The 18,897-nt window shown below is 38.7% G+C and carries 20 protein-coding genes; 9 read left to right on the forward strand and 11 right to left on the reverse strand.

The window, feature by feature from the left end; all coding sequences use genetic code 11:
• Positions 1 to 36 precede the first annotated feature (36 nt).
• Positions 37 to 2,253: an MMPL family transporter gene (locus IEV41_RS10335; protein ID WP_188388303.1), complete on the reverse strand. Its 2,217-nt coding sequence runs from the start codon at positions 2,251 to 2,253 to the stop codon at positions 37 to 39.
• 130 nt (positions 2,254 to 2,383) lie between these two features.
• Here IEV41_RS10335 and IEV41_RS10340 point away from each other — a divergent pair, with 130 nt between their 5' ends.
• Positions 2,384 to 3,001, forward strand: a complete 618-nt coding sequence (locus IEV41_RS10340) for a TetR/AcrR family transcriptional regulator (protein WP_188388304.1) — start codon at positions 2,384 to 2,386, stop codon at positions 2,999 to 3,001.
• Positions 3,002 to 3,057: 56 nt separating this feature from the next.
• Here the strand turns inward: IEV41_RS10340 and IEV41_RS10345 are convergent, their stop codons facing one another.
• Together IEV41_RS10345 and IEV41_RS10350 are read right to left on the reverse strand one after the other, a co-directional pair.
• Entirely contained in the window at positions 3,058 to 3,759 is a 702-nt protein-coding gene (locus tag IEV41_RS10345) for a pirin family protein (protein ID WP_188388305.1), read from the reverse strand.
• 71 nt (positions 3,760 to 3,830) lie between these two features.
• Entirely contained in the window at positions 3,831 to 4,259 is a 429-nt protein-coding gene (locus tag IEV41_RS10350; RefSeq protein WP_188388306.1) for a MarR family winged helix-turn-helix transcriptional regulator, read from the reverse strand.
• 135 nt (positions 4,260 to 4,394) lie between these two features.
• Here IEV41_RS10350 and IEV41_RS10355 point away from each other — a divergent pair, with 135 nt between their 5' ends.
• From IEV41_RS10355 to IEV41_RS10365, 3 genes are all read left to right on the forward strand, one after another.
• Positions 4,395 to 5,912: an ATP-binding protein gene (locus IEV41_RS10355; RefSeq protein ID WP_188388307.1), complete on the forward strand. Its 1,518-nt coding sequence runs from the start codon at positions 4,395 to 4,397 to the stop codon at positions 5,910 to 5,912.
• 192 nt (positions 5,913 to 6,104) lie between these two features.
• Positions 6,105 to 6,896: a flagellar motor stator protein MotA gene (gene motA, locus IEV41_RS10360; protein WP_188388308.1), complete on the forward strand. Its 792-nt coding sequence runs from the start codon at positions 6,105 to 6,107 to the stop codon at positions 6,894 to 6,896.
• Entirely contained in the window at positions 6,889 to 7,662 is a 774-nt protein-coding gene (locus tag IEV41_RS10365; protein WP_188388309.1) for a flagellar motor protein MotB, read from the forward strand. Before motA ends, IEV41_RS10365 begins: the two co-directional genes overlap by 8 nt.
• A 223-nt stretch (positions 7,663 to 7,885) precedes the next feature.
• Here the strand turns inward: IEV41_RS10365 and IEV41_RS10370 are convergent, their stop codons facing one another.
• Positions 7,886 to 8,077, reverse strand: coding sequence for an aspartyl-phosphate phosphatase Spo0E family protein (locus tag IEV41_RS10370; RefSeq protein WP_188388310.1), 192 nt, complete (start codon positions 8,075 to 8,077; stop codon positions 7,886 to 7,888).
• 221 nt (positions 8,078 to 8,298) lie between these two features.
• On the opposite strand from IEV41_RS10370, the gene IEV41_RS10375 reads away from it, so the two are divergent.
• Positions 8,299 to 9,081 (forward strand): divergent polysaccharide deacetylase family protein, encoded by a 783-nt coding sequence (locus IEV41_RS10375; RefSeq protein WP_188388311.1) that lies wholly within the window; start codon positions 8,299 to 8,301, stop codon positions 9,079 to 9,081.
• Positions 9,082 to 9,105: 24 nt separating this feature from the next.
• Here the strand turns inward: IEV41_RS10375 and mtnB are convergent, their stop codons facing one another.
• Positions 9,106 to 9,744: a methylthioribulose 1-phosphate dehydratase gene (gene mtnB, locus IEV41_RS10380; RefSeq protein ID WP_188388312.1), complete on the reverse strand. Its 639-nt coding sequence runs from the start codon at positions 9,742 to 9,744 to the stop codon at positions 9,106 to 9,108.
• A 528-nt stretch (positions 9,745 to 10,272) separates the two neighbouring features.
• On the opposite strand from mtnB, the gene IEV41_RS10385 reads away from it, so the two are divergent.
• Both IEV41_RS10385 and IEV41_RS10390 read left to right on the forward strand, forming a co-directional pair.
• Positions 10,273 to 12,030 carry a B12-binding domain-containing radical SAM protein gene (locus IEV41_RS10385; RefSeq protein WP_188388313.1) on the forward strand — a complete coding sequence of 586 codons (1,758 nt, stop codon included), beginning with the start codon at positions 10,273 to 10,275 and terminating at the stop codon, positions 12,028 to 12,030.
• Between the two features lie 155 nt (positions 12,031 to 12,185).
• Positions 12,186 to 12,437, forward strand: a complete 252-nt coding sequence (locus IEV41_RS10390) for a hypothetical protein (RefSeq protein WP_188388314.1) — start codon at positions 12,186 to 12,188, stop codon at positions 12,435 to 12,437.
• A 22-nt stretch (positions 12,438 to 12,459) separates the two neighbouring features.
• On the opposite strand, the gene ykzP is transcribed toward IEV41_RS10390, so the two are convergent.
• Entirely contained in the window at positions 12,460 to 12,615 is a 156-nt protein-coding gene (gene ykzP / locus IEV41_RS10395; RefSeq protein WP_188388315.1) for a protein YkzP, read from the reverse strand.
• A 64-nt stretch (positions 12,616 to 12,679) separates the two neighbouring features.
• On the opposite strand from ykzP, the gene IEV41_RS10400 reads away from it, so the two are divergent.
• Complete coding sequence (locus IEV41_RS10400) at positions 12,680 to 13,018, forward strand: DUF3905 domain-containing protein (protein ID WP_229722188.1); 339 nt, start codon at positions 12,680 to 12,682, stop codon at positions 13,016 to 13,018.
• A gap of 55 nt (positions 13,019 to 13,073) precedes the next feature.
• Here the strand turns inward: IEV41_RS10400 and IEV41_RS10405 are convergent, their stop codons facing one another.
• From IEV41_RS10405 to phaR, 5 genes are all read right to left on the reverse strand, one after another.
• Positions 13,074 to 14,414: a TrkH family potassium uptake protein gene (locus tag IEV41_RS10405; protein ID WP_188388753.1), complete on the reverse strand. Its 1,341-nt coding sequence runs from the start codon at positions 14,412 to 14,414 to the stop codon at positions 13,074 to 13,076.
• A gap of 93 nt (positions 14,415 to 14,507) precedes the next feature.
• The gene (locus IEV41_RS10410) at positions 14,508 to 15,713 is read right to left on the reverse strand and encodes an NAD(P)/FAD-dependent oxidoreductase (protein ID WP_188388317.1); all 1,206 of its coding nucleotides are present in this window, start codon (positions 15,711 to 15,713) and stop codon (positions 14,508 to 14,510) included.
• Positions 15,714 to 15,817: 104 nt separating this feature from the next.
• Positions 15,818 to 16,903, reverse strand: a complete 1,086-nt coding sequence (gene phaC / locus IEV41_RS10415; RefSeq protein WP_188388318.1) for a class III poly(R)-hydroxyalkanoic acid synthase subunit PhaC — start codon at positions 16,901 to 16,903, stop codon at positions 15,818 to 15,820.
• A 75-nt stretch (positions 16,904 to 16,978) separates the two neighbouring features.
• Entirely contained in the window at positions 16,979 to 17,722 is a 744-nt protein-coding gene (locus tag IEV41_RS10420) for a 3-oxoacyl-ACP reductase (protein ID WP_188388319.1), read from the reverse strand.
• A gap of 24 nt (positions 17,723 to 17,746) precedes the next feature.
• Entirely contained in the window at positions 17,747 to 18,250 is a 504-nt protein-coding gene (phaR, locus tag IEV41_RS10425; protein WP_188388320.1) for a polyhydroxyalkanoic acid synthase subunit PhaR, read from the reverse strand.
• A gap of 195 nt (positions 18,251 to 18,445) precedes the next feature.
• Between phaR and phaQ the strand changes: the two genes are divergently transcribed.
• Positions 18,446 to 18,874: a poly-beta-hydroxybutyrate-responsive repressor gene (phaQ, locus tag IEV41_RS10430; protein ID WP_188388321.1), complete on the forward strand. Its 429-nt coding sequence runs from the start codon at positions 18,446 to 18,448 to the stop codon at positions 18,872 to 18,874.
• Positions 18,875 to 18,897: the final 23 nt, after the last annotated feature.

Here is an 18,897-nt window from a genome sequence, read left to right on the forward strand (position 1 = left end):
CAAAAAAGATAACAACTCATTATCTCTTTTCACTAGTCACATATGTGATTTCTCTACTTCTTCTTTCTTCCATAACTTCCCTGGCCAAAAAGCATATTTGCCTAACACGACAGTAATTGCTGGGACGAGAAGTGGTCGTACAATGAATGTATCGAGTAATACACCGATTGCGGTTACGATACCGAACTGAACGAGCACTTGCATGGGCAAGGTTGCTAATACTGCAAACGTTCCGGCTAAAATAAGACCGGCAGATGTAATAACACTACCTGTTTGTACAACGCCGTTCTTCACAGCTTCTATATGGGATTGCTTATGCTTATTCTTCCAAATCTCTGATACCATGAAAATATTATAATCTTCTCCTAATGCAACGATAAAGACGAATGCATACAGTGGGATCGCTCCTTGGATTGCCGGGTCTCCTAGACCGTAATGAAGAATAAGCCACCCTGCTCCTAGTGCAGAGAAGAATGATAAGACAACCGTTAAAATTAAGTAAACCATCGCAACAATTGAACGTAAATACACAAGTAACAATAACGCAATAATGCCAATCATTACTGGAATGATAACAGCTTGATCACGCTCCGTTGTTTGTTTCGTATCGTACAGTGCAGCTGTCTCACCGCCAATCCATACATGTTCTTCTACCTCGTTTATTCCAGCATCACGTACAATTGCTGCGACCGTACTGCGTAACTCTGGAATGTGGTTCATCGCTTCGATAGAGTATGGATCTTCTTGCAAGGACACTTCATACAACACTAATTGAGGAGTATCCTTTCCTTTCATCGGCTCTTTCACTCCCTCGATGAAAGGAAGTTTTTCTAGCTCACTTTTCACAGCAAGCCCTTTGTCACCTTCATCTACGACAATCTTCACTGGTGCCAATTCTCCAGCTGAGAATTGTTCCGAAATTAATTCAAATCCTTCTCGTGACGGCATATCTTTCGGGAAGGATTCGAGTAAGTTATACGTCACTTGAATACGAGGAACAAATGATGCTAATCCACCTAATAACACAAGGCTAATGAAAATAATTGTCCACGGCTTACGTGTAACGATACTACTTACCTTCTCACTAATGACTTTCTTCGTCTTCTTCTCTTTATACGGCTTGTTTTTCTTTTTCGCTAATACTTCATTCATCTCATCTGTTCGCGGAATAAATGGATAGAATGCCGCTCTCCCAATAACCGCAAGGATCGCTGGTAGAATCGTTAACGCTGCAATACCCATAATGAGTACCGCCACACTAAATGGAATTGCAAATCGATGGAACGCCCCATAATGCGCAAGTAATAACGTTCCTAATCCAAATACAACAGTAAGTGCGCTCATGAAAATAGCACCACCCGACTCCTTCATAGCAATGTGAAGTGCTTTCAGCTTATTTCCTTCTACTAGTAAATAATCACGATACCTCGAAATAAGGAATAAACAATAATCCGTTCCTGCACCGAATAAGAGCACCGTCATAATTGCAAGCGCCTGTGAGTCCGTTACAATCCAGCCTTTTTCTGCCAGAAAGCCAAGAACAGGGCTAATAATACCATACGCAAATCCAACAACAATTAACGGTAAAATGGCTAAAATCGGTGAACGATATAAAAGAATAAGTAACACTAATACAAGTACTACTGTTGCGATTAACAACTTCACATCCGCTTGTGTAAATAACGCTACTGCATCTGTTTGAATACCAACAGGCCCTGATAGACGAACGTGTAAGCCTTCATCCGATAATTCACGTTCAAATGGATTATCACCGAAGATATGTGTAATGCGTTTCTGTAATTCCTCCATATTCGCTTGAAGTACTTCCGTGCCTGCTGACTCGTCAAAAAAGATAGGTGTTACAAGCGTACTTCCATTCTCTGATGCTTGTTGCATCAATGCTTGCGGTGGTGGCGGCAACATTGCTTGGCCTTCAAGCGGCGTTTCTTGTAGCTCTTTGTACATACGCTGAATTGCTTCATAATCCGTGCTCTGCAAACTACTATCCTTATGCCACACTATTAATAATGGATTACCTGCATCATTTGGGAATTCCTTATTTATTAACTCATTCGCCTGTACAGATAATGCTGTATCAGGAAGATTTGTTACTTGATCTGTTTTTGTTTCGTTCGCAGATGGCCAAGCAAACGATAACACAAGTGTCAATAGAACCCACATGATAAGTGTTATCCACCTCGTCTTCGAACCTCCAACGGCTTTTCCCCACGTAGAGAGAGGATGTTTTTTCATATAAAAATCCCACCTTTTCTCATTTTTATCCTTTTCACTAATTATATATACTGGTTAGTTAATTAATCAAGAGCTATTTTTGTAATATGATATACTAATTATAACTGTAAAAAAGTTAGGAGAGAGCACATTGGAACAGAAACATCGCCCACTTGGAAGACCGCGTCAAGACAAAAAGGCAAAGCCGACAAAAGATGTGATTATCGACGTAGCGACTATGCTATTTCTTACTAGAGGCTACCAACTCGTATCGATCGATGATGTTGCAAAAGAATGTGGTGTCACGAAAGCAACGATTTACTACTATTACGCAACAAAGGCTGACCTCTTCACCGCTACAATGGTGCAAATGATGATACGCATTCAACAACGAATGGCACACATTTTATCCGCTAAGACACCACTCAAAGAACGATTACTTGAACTTGCGAAGGCTCAGTTAAAAGCGACGGTAGATATTGATCTAAAAGGGTTTATGAAGGAAGCGAAAATTTCGTTATCCGAGGAACAACTCCAGCAAATGAAAGAAGTAGAAGATAAGTTATATGCGGTATTAGAAGAAGCATTAACGAAAGCAATGGCGGACGGCGAAATTCCTTCCTCTCACCCACAATTAGCGGCACACGCTTTCTTATCTATCCTAGCAGTAGGAAACTACAAAGATACAAATCAACAACCAATCATCCAAGATTTAGATGCGTTAGCAATACAGCTTGTTAATCTATATTGGAACGGATTAAATGAATAGCTACACATACAAAAGACAGCTAATTGATGCATCGATTAGCTGTCTTTTTCTATTCCTTATGGTAAATCAATAAACATAAATCTTCCGCCGTTTGTTGAAGTGATTTCTACATCTGTTGTATCTGTAATACGAGCCGAATCACCTGTTGTTAACGTCTCACCACCGTTAATTGCGATATCTCCTTCAATAACCATGATGAAGATACGACGACCTTCTGCTTGCTTATACGGAATTGTATAGCCTGCTTCAATATCCGATAAATAAATCGTTAAATCTTGGTGAATATGAGCAACTTCATTGCTATCTGGATTCTTCGTTACGACTGGAAGTAAATTATTCTTCATCTTTGTAATGTCATACGCTGTTTTTTCGTAAGACGGTGTTAATCCTTGTACTTCTGGTAAGAACCACATTTGGAAGAAGTGTACTTCCTCTGTTGATGGATTTACTTCCGAATGATAAATACCTGTTCCAGCTGACATACGTTGAATCTCACCAAATGTCGTTACCGCTTTGTGTCCTTTACTATCTTCATGCTGTAAATGTCCTTCCAATACAAGCGACACAATCTCCATCTCTTGATGTGGATGCATTCCAAAACCACGATGTCCTGCAACGCGATCGTCATTTAAGACGCGCATTGGTCCAAATAAGATATTATCATGATCCATATATTCCGCAAATGAGAAGCTAAAACGGCTATTTAACCACCCGTGGTTTGCATTGTAACGTGATTCGCTTTTATAAATGTTAATCATTTTATATTCCTCCTATTTATCTTTAATTCGAGATATTCATGTAAAAAAATTTTGTTTTTATTTTTTTATTTCTATTTTTTTAGCTTCTTTAACAGGCCAATAACATCATCTTTCTCTTCTGCTGTTAAAGTTTGTAACGCTTCATGTAGTACTTCCTCATGTTGCGGAAAGATGTCTTCCATGAACACATTACCTTTGTCCGTCAACTTCGCATACGAAATACGACGGTCCTTTTCACATGGCTTACGGATAACCAGTTCTTTATCAACTAGTTTATCAACAACATATGTGATACTACCACTTGCAATCAAAATCCTGTCTCCAATTTGTTGAAGTGGCTGTGGCCCTCTATGAAATAATAGCTCCAACACAGCAAACTCCGTCGGATTTAGCCCAAAACTCTTAATAGACTTCGCGCTAATATCTTGAATGGAGCGATATGCCCTAGATAGCACAACAAACAATTTTAACGATTGCTGAATATCTTCCCTCTCATTCATCTGTTATTCAATCCTCTCTCAATATCTTGAATTTGAGATAATTATACCAAAAAAAATAGAAAAAGCAAACATCTTCTTTTCCCCTTCCTTTTTCGACAAATTCCCCTATAATAAAACATGGTAAGGAGGTAGATTGTGAACATCCATAAACATAAAGGGGTATTGTACATACTCATTGTTATTATCCCAACTTTATTCGTCGCCGTTTTATTCTATTCACATAACAGGCAATATTTACATATGGAAAAAGAGAAAGAAGCACAGAAAAATGCTTTTTCATACAAACAAAACTTAGACAAATTCATGAGCAATACGATTACAAGTCTTGAAACATTAAGCTTAATGGCAAGTGCCATAAAGAATGAAAATGTAAAGAATGACAGTGAAGATGCGAAAATTGAATATCTACTTGGTGAATTATCAAATAGCCCTACGGACTTCTCTTATTATTACTATGCGAGCCCAGAAGGTCAATTATATTTAGGCTCTCATCCCATTGATGCTCCGGTTGATATTACTGATCGAGATTACTTTGAAGAAGTGTCTACGAAACGAGTAACCGTATTCTCTCATTTTGTCACAGACCGTGTACTAAACCAAGAATCTATTATCGCTGCTACCCCAGTAGAAAATGACGAGAAAGAGCTAGTTGGTATTCTTATTGCAATACTACATCTGCAAAACATGGAAAATACAATTAAATCTGTTGTGAGTTATCCTTACTATACTGTACAAGATGAGAAAGGCCAGCAAATTATTGGTCAGGCACCAACAGACGGAAAGAAATATTATCCACATACCGAACAGTTAGCGGAAGATCGTGTTCCTTGGAGTGTAACAGTATATGCAAACAGTGTAACTGCTGACGAAATTATTCAACGCTGTATTCCAGCTGTTCTATTCGCTCTTGTTGTAACACATATTTTGTACTTATTAATTCTGTATTATATGCTCAAGAAGGAAACAGCATTTGAAAAGAGACAAAACGAAATTCAAAAAATTGAATTAATCGGCTCTCTAGCAGCAAGCACGGCACACGAAATCCGTAATCCACTAACAGGTATTAAAGGATTCGTTACGTTACTTAGTCAGAAGTATGATAATCCCGAAGATAATCTATACTTCTCGATTATCCAAGATGAAATTACACGCATTAACGAGATTATTAGTGATTTCCTTGTACTCGGAAAGCCAGTAGAATTCGCCAAGGAACAACATGACTTAACAGCGATTATTCATGAAGTATTCCCAATGATTCAATTAGAAGCAAAGATGAATGGTGTTCGCGTAAGACACCAGTTTACAACGAAACCGACACCTATTTATTGCTCGAAAAATCATATTAAACAAATTTTACTAAATTTATCAAAGAATGCATTAGAAGCAATGAAAGAAGATGACACGTTAACAATTAAAGTACGTATTAAAGAAGACTATGTCCAACTCATCGTTAAAGACACAGGAGAAGGTATCCCCGAAGATCGTCTAGAAAATATCTTCCAACCATTCTATACATCAAAGGATACAGGAACTGGACTTGGCCTTGTCATTTGTGAGCGTATTGTCGACACGTACAACGGAAAAATCATCATCAATAGTATAGAAGGAAAAGGAACAACCGTTCAAGTATTTTTCCCACTATGCACAGAGTAAATAATGGTATCAAACGGAGATCATCTATCAATGATCTCCGTTTTTTACATCAGTCAAAGGTACTATATCACTTTCTCTAACTAGGAATTTTAGCATGAAAAGAGTCAATTACAACAAATTCCTTTAACAACAGTATATTTCAACCGATATAAAGAATAACTGTATGCACTAGAAAGGAAGAATGGTCACATTATGGATAAGTCCTCGGTTTTTGGTTTACTTATTGGTATTATCGCTGTTGGAGTTGGAATGGTATTAAAAGGAGTAGATGTCTCTGCCCTTGCAAATCCAGCCGCACTACTTATCATTATTTTAGGAACAATTGGCTCTGTTACAATTGCATTCCCACTTAAAGACATTGCAAATGTCCCTAAACTATTCAAAATTATTTTCACAGAAAAAGAAGATCGTCTCGTTGATGTTATTAAACAATTCTCAGATCTTGCACTTGTTGCACGTCGTGACGGATTACTAGCGATTGAAACAAAGCTGGATGAAGTAGACGATCCATTTCTGAAATCTGGATTAACACTTGCGATTGATGGTCAATCACCAGATTACATACAAGATGTCCTTTCGGAAGAAATTGAAGCAATGGAAGAACGCCACAGTACAGGTGCATTAATCTTTACTCAAGCTGGTACATATGCTCCGACGCTTGGAGTACTTGGTGCCGTGGTCGGCTTAATTGCGGCGCTTGGAGATATGTCAGACACAGAGAAACTAGGATATGCAATTGCTGCTGCGTTCGTCGCAACATTACTTGGTATCTTCACTGGTTACATGTTATGGCATCCTTTCGCAAACAAATTAAAGCAAAAATCAAAAAAAGAAGTAAAACGTAAACAAATTATTATCGAAGGTATTTTGTCTATTTTAGAAGGACAATCACCAGCTATTATTGAACAAAAATTACAAGTATACTTACCAGTAAAAGAGCGTCACCTCGTATCAAGTGGTACAGGAGAGAAAGTAAATGAGTAAAAGAAGAAAAAAGCGTAAACACGAAGAAGGTCATATTGATGAATCTTGGTTACTGCCGTATTCTGATTTATTAACATTACTACTTGCTCTATTCATTGTTCTATATGCAGTAAGCTCATCTGATTCAGAGAAGATGAAGAAAATGTCCGATGTATTCAACCAGATTTTCTTAGGAAATACTGGAATCATGGATGAATCATCACCATATTCCGATACATCCGTAGCTCAAGCAGCTGAAAAGATTATTTTGGAAGAACAATTAAAGAAAAAAGACGCAGAAGATCCACAGAAGCCTCTAAAAGAGATTCAACAACAAATGAATGCATACATATCGGCGAATCAATTAGAAAACAACTTAGAAACTAACTTAACAGAGGAAGGTCTTCTTATTCGTATTAAGAGTGAAATTTTATTCGATTCAGGTAAAGCAGACTTGAAACAAGAACAACTACTTATCGCACAAGATATCGCAGCTACCCTTGTTTCTACAGCACCATTAGACATAGTTGTAAGTGGGCATGCCGATAACGTCCCAATTAGCAACTCAAAGTATCGATCAAATTGGGATTTAAGCTTCGACCGTGCACGCAGTTTCTTAACTGTTATGTCACAAAATACACAGCTTAATCAAAATCGCTTTAGCTTAAAAAGCCATGGAGATACTGTTCCAATTGCATCAAATGATACAGAAGAAGGTCGTGCTACGAACCGACGCGTTGAAGTTTTCATTTCTCCTGCGAAGCAAGCAGTCTCACCTGCACAATAAACGAGAAAAAGCTCGGTCAATTGACCGAGCTTTTTCTTCCCCCACAAACGCACAAATACTCTCCCTATTAAAATAATTAATGAATTTTTCTTTGTACATATCCTATTTCTATAAATAAATAAACATATGAAGGCATAATGCCTGTCCAATATATGTCTATATAAGCTACATTTTATTCGTTGTCTAAACAATTCATTCGTCTATTCCTTCCGCCTCTCTATCTCTATGCAATGGCGAAAAAGGAACTTGTTTTAATTGCTTGATACTTTACGATGACCTCATCTAATTCTTGACTAATCTGTAATGTTTCTTCAGACGTCAGTCCTGTTTTTTCCCCTACCCGAATCATTTCTTGACGTTTTAACGAAATGGTTTGCAATAACTCCTTCTCCATCCATTTTAGCGTCGTTGACATATGTTTTTCCCCTCTCCATTCTAGTACATCTCTTAATCATTCTTACTTGGAAATTATGGCAAAAAATGACCCATTTGTAAATACATTCGCAATAATAGACATTTTTTTTATACATTTTTTCCTTTGCTGTACTTTCCTCACCCTTTATCACTATTTATGACTAACTTTCACGTTTTTTCGCATACTACGTATAGTGAATTTTAGAGAAAAGAGGCTAGCATATGACAAAACATGTCGTTTCCTATCTATTACTTTTTTTATGTATGCTACAACCAGCTTCACTTGTACAAGCAGAAACGTCGAAACATCGCGTCGCACTTGTTATTGATGATCTTGGTAACAACATGAAAGGAACAGACGAAATATTAGCACTCCCAATCCCTTTGACGGTCGCGGTTATGCCATTTCTATCTACAACAAAAGAAGATGCCATACGTGCCCACAAAAGTGGCAAACAAATAATTATCCATTTACCGATGGAACCAAAGAGCGGCAAACAAAGCTGGCTCGGACCAAATCCAATTACAACAAACTTATCCGACGAAGAAATTCGCAAGCGCGTGACAGCAGCTATCAAAAGCGTTCCACATGCAGTTGGTATGAACAACCACATGGGATCAAAAGCAACAGCCGATGAACGTGTTATGCGCATTGTCTTACAAGTATGCAAGGAACATCGCTTATTTTTCCTCGATAGCCATACGAATTACCGAAGTGTCGTTGGTAAAGTCGCAATAGAGTTAGGTGTTCCATACATAGAGAATCAACTGTTTCTCGATGATATTCCGTCTTATTCCCATGTCTCGCGTCAAATGGAATTACTGCTAACAAAGTCGCGTAATATGGACAAGATAATTGCGATTGGACACGTTGGAAGATCAGGTATGTATACATCATCCGTCTTGAAACAATACATCCCACGCTTGCAAGAAACGACGCATCCATGCTTTGTATCCGAGTTACTCCACACAAAAAAACGTACAAAAAACGTCTCTTCCTCCTAGTAGACGTTTTTTGTACGCTCTTTTCTACACAACAGAGCTCTTCTCCCCTTGAATCATTAATAGCTTCACGCGGTAGCTCATTAAGAATTCCAATCCTTCCAACCACTTCTTTGTTTCAATCACATCTGGTCCCCACACTGTTAAGCCACGGTTACGTACAAGCACCGCTCCAATTCCATCTTGTATGTGTGGAAGGTAACGCTCCACTAACTTTGAAAAATCGCTATCGTTCTCGACAATAGGTATGGAAACGCTATCATTTTCTCCTCTTTGACTTTCCGAGAATACGTGTAGCATCTCGTTGTTATAAAAGACTACTTCCTCCTCGTCTCTGTATACTTCCGAAATAACATTATTATCAACTGTATGCACATGCAAGATACACATTGCATCTGTCTCCCTATAAATGGTCGAATGAATAACTGTATCGACAGGTGGCTTCACGTCGCTTTCAAATACTTTCTCTCCACACTCATTCACAATTGTGAACTCTTCCTCACATCTCTTGCGCTTATCCGTTCCCTCTGTTGTAATGAGAAAAAGAAGTGGATCTTCTGCAATCTTCGCAGACATACTACCGCTTGCACCTAAACACCAGTCTCTCATTGATAACTCACGCTTCACACTTACTAATTGTTTCCACTTACTCAAAAAAAGGTTCACTGTCTTCACCCCCGCATAGTTTGTTGTTATCCATACATGTATTTCTACATGGGTTTTAATTTTTTGATAATTCTTAAAATTTAATTGAATTATCACATGCGGAGATATTTTTGTCAACACGATTTCACAAAGTTAGACGCTAATTCTTTCCTCTATATTTAGACATTTTTCACGCCCAAAAGCACCTTTTGTAGAAAAATTCTACAAAAGGTGCTTTCCTTCTATCCACTTACCGATGTTCCCATTTGATGCAACATCTCATCTCGTTCTATTTCATTAATAATGTGTAACTTATATAATAACATGACATATATATACAACTTATTCATAGACCGCACAGACCTCATAATGTCCCCTTCTTTCCTACACACAACTTTTTTTCTGTTAGTAAATAGTATGACGCACATGCAAATTTGATACATGCTAGGAAAAATAATTGCGGCACAATGTATAAACAGAGGGATTATATCGGCTATAATAAAAATGAAGTATTGTCATTTTTAAGAAGAAAAAGAGGTAAAAATCACCATGAATGTAGTATTTAGCACATTAAATGCAAAGTATATTCACACGAACTTAGCGATTCGCTACTTGAAAGCATATGCACAACCAGAATACGAAATTGAGTTAGCTGAGTATACAATTAAAGATCCAGCAATTAATATCGTCACCGACCTATACCGTCGCAAACCAGACGTAGTCGGATTTAGTTGCTATATTTGGAACATCGAAGAGACAATTCAAGTTATCAGCATGTTAAAGAAAATTAACCCAAACCTAATCATCGTTATTGGCGGACCAGAAGTAAGCTACGATGTACGTGACTGGTTAGATCGCATTCCAGAAGTAGACTTCATCATTGTTGGTGAAGGGGAAATCTCCGTAAAGAACTTACTTACTGCAATCGATGGCGACCAAAACTATGAGAAAGTAGATGGCATCGCCTTCAAGAAAGACGATACCTATATCATTAACCCACAGCGTGGGAAACTAGATTTAAATTCGATTCCGTCACCATATCGTTTCAAAGAAGACATTCCACACTTAGGAAAGCGTGTGACGTATATTGAAACAAGCCGTGGTTGCCCGTTCAATTGCCAATTCTGCTTATCATCTATTGAAGTTGGCGTTCGTTACTTCAACCGTGAACGTATTAAAGATGATATTCGCTACTTAATGGCAAACGGCGCACGCGTCATCAAATTCGTCGACCGTACGTTCAATATTAGTCGTAGTTACGCAATGGACATGTTCCAATTCTTAATCGATGAGCACTTACCGGGAACAGTATTCCAGTTCGAAATTACTGCCGATATTATGCGCCCAGAAGTTATTCAATTCTTAAATGATAACGCGCCAGAAGGACTATTCCGATTCGAAATCGGTGTGCAATCAACGAATGATGCAACAAATGAATTAGTTCAACGTCGTCAAAACTTCGAGAAGTTAACACGTACCGTAACGATGGTTAAAGACGGTGGTAAAATTGCTCAGCATTTAGACTTAATTGCTGGACTTCCAGAAGAAGACTACAACTCATTCAAACAAACATTCAATGATGTGTTTGCCCTTCGTCCAGAAGAGTTGCAACTAGGATTCTTAAAGATGTTACGCGGAACAGGCTTGCGTCTACGCGCGGCAGATCACCAATATGTATATATGGACCACTCACCGTATGAAATCTTAAAGAACAACGTCTTAACGTTCGATGATATCGCTCGCATTAAAGAAGTAGAAGACGTACTAGAGAAGTATTGGAACGACCACCGTATGGACTTCACAATTGAATATTTAGTAGATAACGTCTTCCCAACACCATTCGACTTCTTCCAAGACTTCGGTTCATTCTGGATGAATAAAGGCTGGGAGCGCATCGGTCACCAATTAGAAGACTTATTTAGACGCCTACACGTATTCTTACGTGAACAAAATATTAAGAACTTAGATGTTGTTGAAGGCTTAATGAAAATTGACTACCTTCGCAACCAGAAGCACAAACCACGAAAGCCGTGGTGGGAGCAATCAATCGAAAAGGATACATTATCTCCTTACTACCGAGCGATTATCGAGAATCCACACGTACTTGGCGACAGTTTTGCGGAGCAGCGCCTATCGGAGAAAGATGTGTACAAGCATACAATGCTAGACTTCTTACCATTTGACTACAACACATTCTTCAAAACAGGCGAAATCATTGCAACACCAACATTAATGCTCGCTTACTTCGATCCGAAAGAAGCCGTATGTAAGTTATATACAACACCACTTAGCGCATTAGCGTTCTAAAAAAACAGAGGCCTTTTATAGGTCTCTGTTTTTCCATGTAGTAATAAGCATTCTTTCAAAAAGATTCCTTTCTACCACAATACAACAAACAAACTGACATACCACCTAGTCTCTGCTATGATAGAAAAGAAAATGGGAAAATAAGGAGGTTTATTATGAATAAAAAAATGATGTTTAGCCTTTGTTTCGCAGGATTACTTGCCCTTCCAGTTAACACTGCTTTCAGTGAAGATCGTTCTATCACCGTAACAAAAGAAGAACAAACTATTCGCGAAAGCATACAAATAGCAGGTCAAGACACTTCTATCACAATCACAGCTGAGGAACAAACGACGATTGAGAACTCATCTATCAAAAAAGGTGTTTTCCAACAAAATAACGGGACAAGCTTCTTATTCAGCAAATAAGACAAAAAGGATAGAGCACGCTCTATCCTTTTTGTTTGCCTTGTTTACTATTACGGTTCGCTGCTTTCGCTACGTCTTCTACGTCATATTGTGCCGCAAATTCCGTATCGGGTAAGCTTTCTTTCGGTGTCTTATTGTTGTTCGCTGCCGCATTATGTTTCACTTTACGCTTCATCATTATCAACTCCTTCGTGTGTAGTATGCTGCAAAGGTCGGCATACTATGAAAAAAGGAGACAGACCATGACGAAAAAAAATGAAAACATCGATTCACCGATTCTCGATGAAACCCTTCCCCACCAAATTGACTTCCCTTCTTACAAAGGAACGGGAAAGAAAATGGAACCACCATTTGTAAACAAACACGGTGTCGTCATCGGTGACAGCAAATATAATTCTCCCAATTCTCCACTGAATCATTGGAGTGATGAAGTGGACCCAGCTATTATGGCTGGTGATGAATGGGTTCATCCAACAAATGACATTGGCTGGATTACGCCAGAGAACCAAGAACTTTTACAAAAAGATACTGTCGATACACAAAATATCTTTACACACCCACAACGTGGCATTAACGATTAACAACTATAAAAAAGGCTGCCTCATCAACACGAGGACAGCCTTTTTTCACGAGCAATTATCCAATAATAACGCGCTCTTTTGGATAACGATACTTCACTTTTCGCTCTTCCTTACTTAATAAGAAAATAAATGTCATAATACCGATGCGACCAATGAACATTAAGACCATTAAGACACATTTTCCAACTGCACTTAGCTCAGGCGTAATTCCTAATGAAAGCCCAGTTGTTCCAAACGCCGAACACACTTCAACAATCAATTCCATGATCGAAAACGGCTCAGTAATGGTTAAAATAAATAGGGATGTGAAACAAAGAATGAATCCCATCATCGTAACAACAAGAGACTTTAAAATATCTTCTTCATGCAACTCACGTTTAAAAACTTTTACTGTACGGTTACGCTTCGCAAAGTTATACAGGAATAAAATATTTAACGCAATTGTCGTCGTTCGAATACCACCACCAACTGAGCTTGGTGATGCCCCGATAAACATTAAAATACTAATGATAAGCAACGTAGGAGTCGAGAACTCATGAATATCCATTGTACTCAATCCACTACTTTTCGTTGTAACGGATTGGAATAGCGAATAGAAGAACATCTCATGCCACGCTTTATCTTTAAAGAAATGATTAAACTCCAATAAAAGAGTCGATAAAAATCCGAAAATAACTAAGATGAAGAAAATCGACGTCGTTAATTTCGTATAAAGCGAGAATTGATACGCTCTCTTCCCTCTATGTGCACAAAAAGCACGAATTTCAACTAATACTGGGAAACCGATTGCCCCAAGAATAACTTGTAGCATAATAACACTCTGCACGAAATAATCATCTTTAAACGGCATCATCGAAGACCCCGTAATATCAAAACCCGCATTCGTCGTCGCACTAATTGATGCGAACGTACTATGATAGAACGCTTCTTGCCATGTGCTGTAATAACTCATAAAGTGGAAACCAAGAACAAGAATACCGATTATCTCAATCGAAATAATAATGATGATGATTTGGCGCATTAAGTTAACAAGACCACTTAAACCTGTTTGATTCTGGTCCGCCATAATTAATTGACGCTCTTTTAATCCTATCTTTCGCTTTGTTACTAACCATAAAAAGGTTCCCATCGTCATAATACCAACGCCACCAAATTGGAAAGCAAGTACTAAGATTGCGATTCCATATTCATTAAATGAATCAGCAATTGGAATGACGGTTAGCCCGGTTACACTAATTGCACTCACCGCTGTGAATAAAATATCTAGGAAAGATAAATCGATACCTTCCTTATGTACTGCAGGGATGCTTAGCAACATAACAGATATTGCTACCGCTATTAAATAAAATAGGACAATAAGCTGTACGGTCGTTAAGACTTTCACTTTTTCTTTCATCTTTTTTTTCACATTTTTCACCCAAACTTTTCATACCTCTTACACAAAAAACACAATACATCCATTGTACATAACTTCCAACAAAATGTCACATTACCTTCTCATTGTGCTCAAAAAGAGGTCTGCGTGTGGATGAGTTCCTTTCGTAATTAAATCGCGAACAATTTGTGCAAAAAGGACGCTATAAATCGTCCCATTCCCACCATATCCGTATAGGAAATAACAATTTTCATACCCTTCATACTGCCCGATAATAGGCAAGCCGTCATGTGTGCTTCCAAACGTCGCACTCCAGTAAAATTCTGGCTCCACCTCATACGCTGGAAAAAGCATACGTAATTCGCTCATCAACTCATAACGCTTATGGATAAGCATGCTATCTCGCTTCTCTGGAATAATGGTCACTTCATCTTTTCCCCCAATAACAATACGGTTATCAACTGTGGTGCGCATATACAAATACGGACGAGCCGTCTCCCATATTAAACACCGCTCATACCAACTGTCCATATTTGAGATAGTATTCGTTACGACCGCGTATGAACTCGTTAACACAGCATTTTTATCCTTCACAATGTCTTGCCCTTCATATCCTGGTGCAAAGATTGCATGCTTAGCTCGAATTTGTCGTTTCTCTTTCGTCCAAAAAACAAGCCCTTCTTCCGTTTGTATATGATGAACAATCTCTGTATTCCCGTATACACGTACACCATGTTCCTTTGCTTTTCCGACCAATCCATGAACAAGTTTGAATGGATTTACTTCCGCATCCCCATGTGTATAAATTGCAGCTGACTTTGTGAACGGAAACTTTGCACGAATATGATGATCTAACATATACTCGACCGCAAATCCATGCTTATGGAGCATCATATATTCTTCATGTAGTGCAGGGACATCCGCTTCTCTACTTGCAACATATAAGCTACCTCTTCGTACAAAATCAGGGTAAACAGGAAGCGTTGCTGTTATCTCTCCTAATTGATCAACTGCTTGCTTACATAACGTATAGAACCGCACCGCTTTTTCTTCTCCTAATGTATGAATGAAGGATGTTAGCGTCTTATCGTTGCAAAACTGTAACAAGCCTGTATTCGCACTCGTGCTCCCACCACCAATACCCCGCTTCTCTACTAGAACTGTAGAGATACCTGCTAAACCAAGAAAATATGCACAATGTGCCCCACATGCACCTCCGCCAATAATAAGCACATCACAACTAACATCCTCTTCCAGCGGTGGATACACCTTTTCTGCATATGTATGTGGCCAAAATAACTTCCCAGTGTGTAAGTTCATTCCGAAAAAACCCCTTCTATTCATCTGTACAGTTAGTATGAGACAAAGGGTTCTTTTTCAACCGAAAAAAGCCGTCCATTCCGCATGAATGGACGGCTTAACGATTATTTCGAACGCTCTTCTAACCACGTACCGATTGTTGGATACGTCAATTTCAGCGACGCACCACCGAACACAACAGATACGTGACCAGTTGGCAAACATACATATTGCTTATCTTTACTTGAAATGTGTGGAAGCAATCCTTCTACTTGGCATGGCATCGCGATATGATCACGCTCAGCAGCAATATTAAGCACATTCGCTTTAATATTCTTGAGATCTACACGACGACCACGAATCATAAGCTCACCTTTTACAAGCTTATTCTTATGATAAAACTCACGGATCCATTGACGATACGCCTCACCTGGGAACGGAATACCATCCGCTACCCACTTCTGCATAAGCTGCCAGCTCGTCACGAACTTTTGGTTATCCGAACGATCTAACAAGGACACATACGGGCCTGCAAAGTTCGTCAATGGCTTTAACATCTTGTTTCCGAAATCAATCATATCTGGCGGAATGTTCCCAAGCGTATCAACCGCCTTATCTAGATTGAAATATTCCTCTTTCAAAAATGAACCGTATAATCCTGTTTCTGAAAAATCAAACGGACTCGTCATAAAGATTAAGTTCTTAAGTGGCACCTCTGGATGAAGTGCTGCATAAATAGACGTCAACGTTCCGCCCATGCAGTAGCCGAGCATCGAGAACTCTTCCGCTTGTGACTTCTTCAACATTTTCTTTACTGCTTTCGCAATGTAATCTAAAACAAAGTCATCAAATTTCAGGTGACGGTCTTCAAGTCCCGGTGTACCCCAGTCTAATAAGTACACGTCAAACCCTTTATCCACTAGATACTCCACAAGGCTATTGCCTGGTGTTAAATCTAAAATGTATGGCTTATTAATAAGCGCGTATACAAGCAAAATTGGTACAGGATGCACTTTCTCTTGCTTTGGCACATATCGATATAACTTCGTTTTATTCTTCGTCCATACTACTTCTTTTGGCGTTTGACCAACGAGTGGCTCTGCGTCTTTTAGCAACACTTCCGATGCACGTTTGTAACGATTCCACGCACTCTTCACACCTTCAGGCAACGTATCTAACTGACTTTCCCACTCTTTCAGTACATTCGTCACGCTAGGCACTCCTCTCTCTTACGCATGCTTTATTTGAATCTATACCCCACTATATGTAAAGAGCATATAGGTGTGTTACATGTATAATCCGCCATTAATATTTAATTGTTGCCCTGTAATATACTCTCCGTCACGGCATAAATACAGAACGCCTTTTGCGATTTCATCTACTGTACCGAAACGCTTCTTCGGAATTTTCGACACGATTTGTTCTTTCACGTTATCTGGAATTTCCGCTACCATATCTGTATAGATGAATCCTGGGCAAATTGCATTTACCGTTACATTTGTACGAGCTAACTCAAGCGCCAATGACTTCGTAAAGCCAACCATTCCTGCTTTCGCTGCTGAATAGTTCGTCTGTCCGAATCCACCCGCTTGACCAATAATCGAGGAAATAGAAATAACACGGCCATTATCAGACTCTAATAAGTGCGATAATGAAGCAGATGTCATGTTATAGACACTATTTAAATTCACATCAATAACACGGTCCCAGTCTTCTTTGCCTAGTTTCTTGAACGTACGGTCACGTGTAATACCAGCATTGTTCACGAGAATATCTAAGCGTCCATACTTCGCTACTGTTTCTTCTACTAGACGCTTTGCTTCTTCTACGATTGAAACATCTGCTTGTACAGCAAGTGCATCATATCCTTGTTCTGTTAATGATTTCACTACTTCATCTGCTGCCGCAGCGCTACTGTTATAGTTAATTACGACTTTTACGCCTTCTTTTGCTAATGATTCTGTAATCGCTTTTCCAATTCCTTTTGCGCCACCTGTAATAATTGCTACTTTTCCATCTAAGTGTGCCATGTTCATTTCTCCCCCTATATTTTATTATTTATCTTCTTTTTTTGATTTTGTTTGTTCTTGTGCGGATTGTGTAGGTATTTGTTGAGGTTGAACGTGTTGTAATTTCTCTAGTAATTCTCCGTGTGCTTGCAGAGTGGAAGAGATTAGTTCGACCTTCCCGTCAACTGCTTTCACATCATTCTTTAGTCGTGTAAGACTGCTCTTCGTAATTCCAACTTGTCCAAGTTCGTCGAGCTTCTCTTCTATGAGCTCTTCTAGTGCGTCTACTTTTGCTTCTAAGTTGACGATTAATGAGGCAACGCTTGCAATGTCTTCTTTCGATGGGATATTCACTTTTTCTAAATAGCTTCTCGTCATATCTGTCATCATCTTCTGATGAAACAAATTCATCTCCAAGACGCTTCCCATCCATGCAGAATATTCTTCCTTATGGACAGCTTCATTCATTGCTTTCCCCCAGAACTTCTCTGTCTGGTCATACATTTCTTTCCACATTTTTAACGGGTCTAATGTGTTATTATTCGACATAGTTTCCTTCTCCCTCCTCCATAAATCGGTTCGTTCTTTTAGTTATTTTGGAAGTTTTTACCGAAATAACATGTATATTGTATCATAAACAATTTGGAATTGTCTGATTTTTTATTTGACTTTTTTCGCACCTAGGTGTAAATTACATGTAAGAACCTTTTACATTTATTTCTATATTTTTGCGAGGTGGTACATATGACAAACAACGAGTCATCGTCTTCTCCAACACCGGAGAAAAAAGAAAAAACACCTAGTGCAATACCAAAGAATTTCCTCGTTCCGTTCCTACTTCTTAGCTTAAAAGGTTGGAGTCTACACGGATACAAACTCATCCAACAACTCACTGCTCTTGGCTTCTCATCTATCGATCAAGGAAATGTATACCGAACACTACGCCAACTAGAGAAAGATAATCTCATCTCTTCTACGTGGGATACGAATGAAGGAGGACCTGCAAAACGTATTTACTCGTTAACAAAATACGGAGAAGAATATTTAGAAACATGTGTCTCTTCCTTCGAACATTATCAAAAGATGTTACGAACGTTTTTTACAATGTACACAAATGTGATGTTCCCGTTCTCTCATCAAGACAAAACTGAATCTGGTGATGATGCAGAATAACTGCATTCACGATAAATAGTTTA

The organism is Priestia taiwanensis (assembly GCF_014638355.1).
Classification (GTDB): domain Bacteria; phylum Bacillota; class Bacilli; order Bacillales; family Bacillaceae_G; genus Priestia_D; species Priestia_D taiwanensis.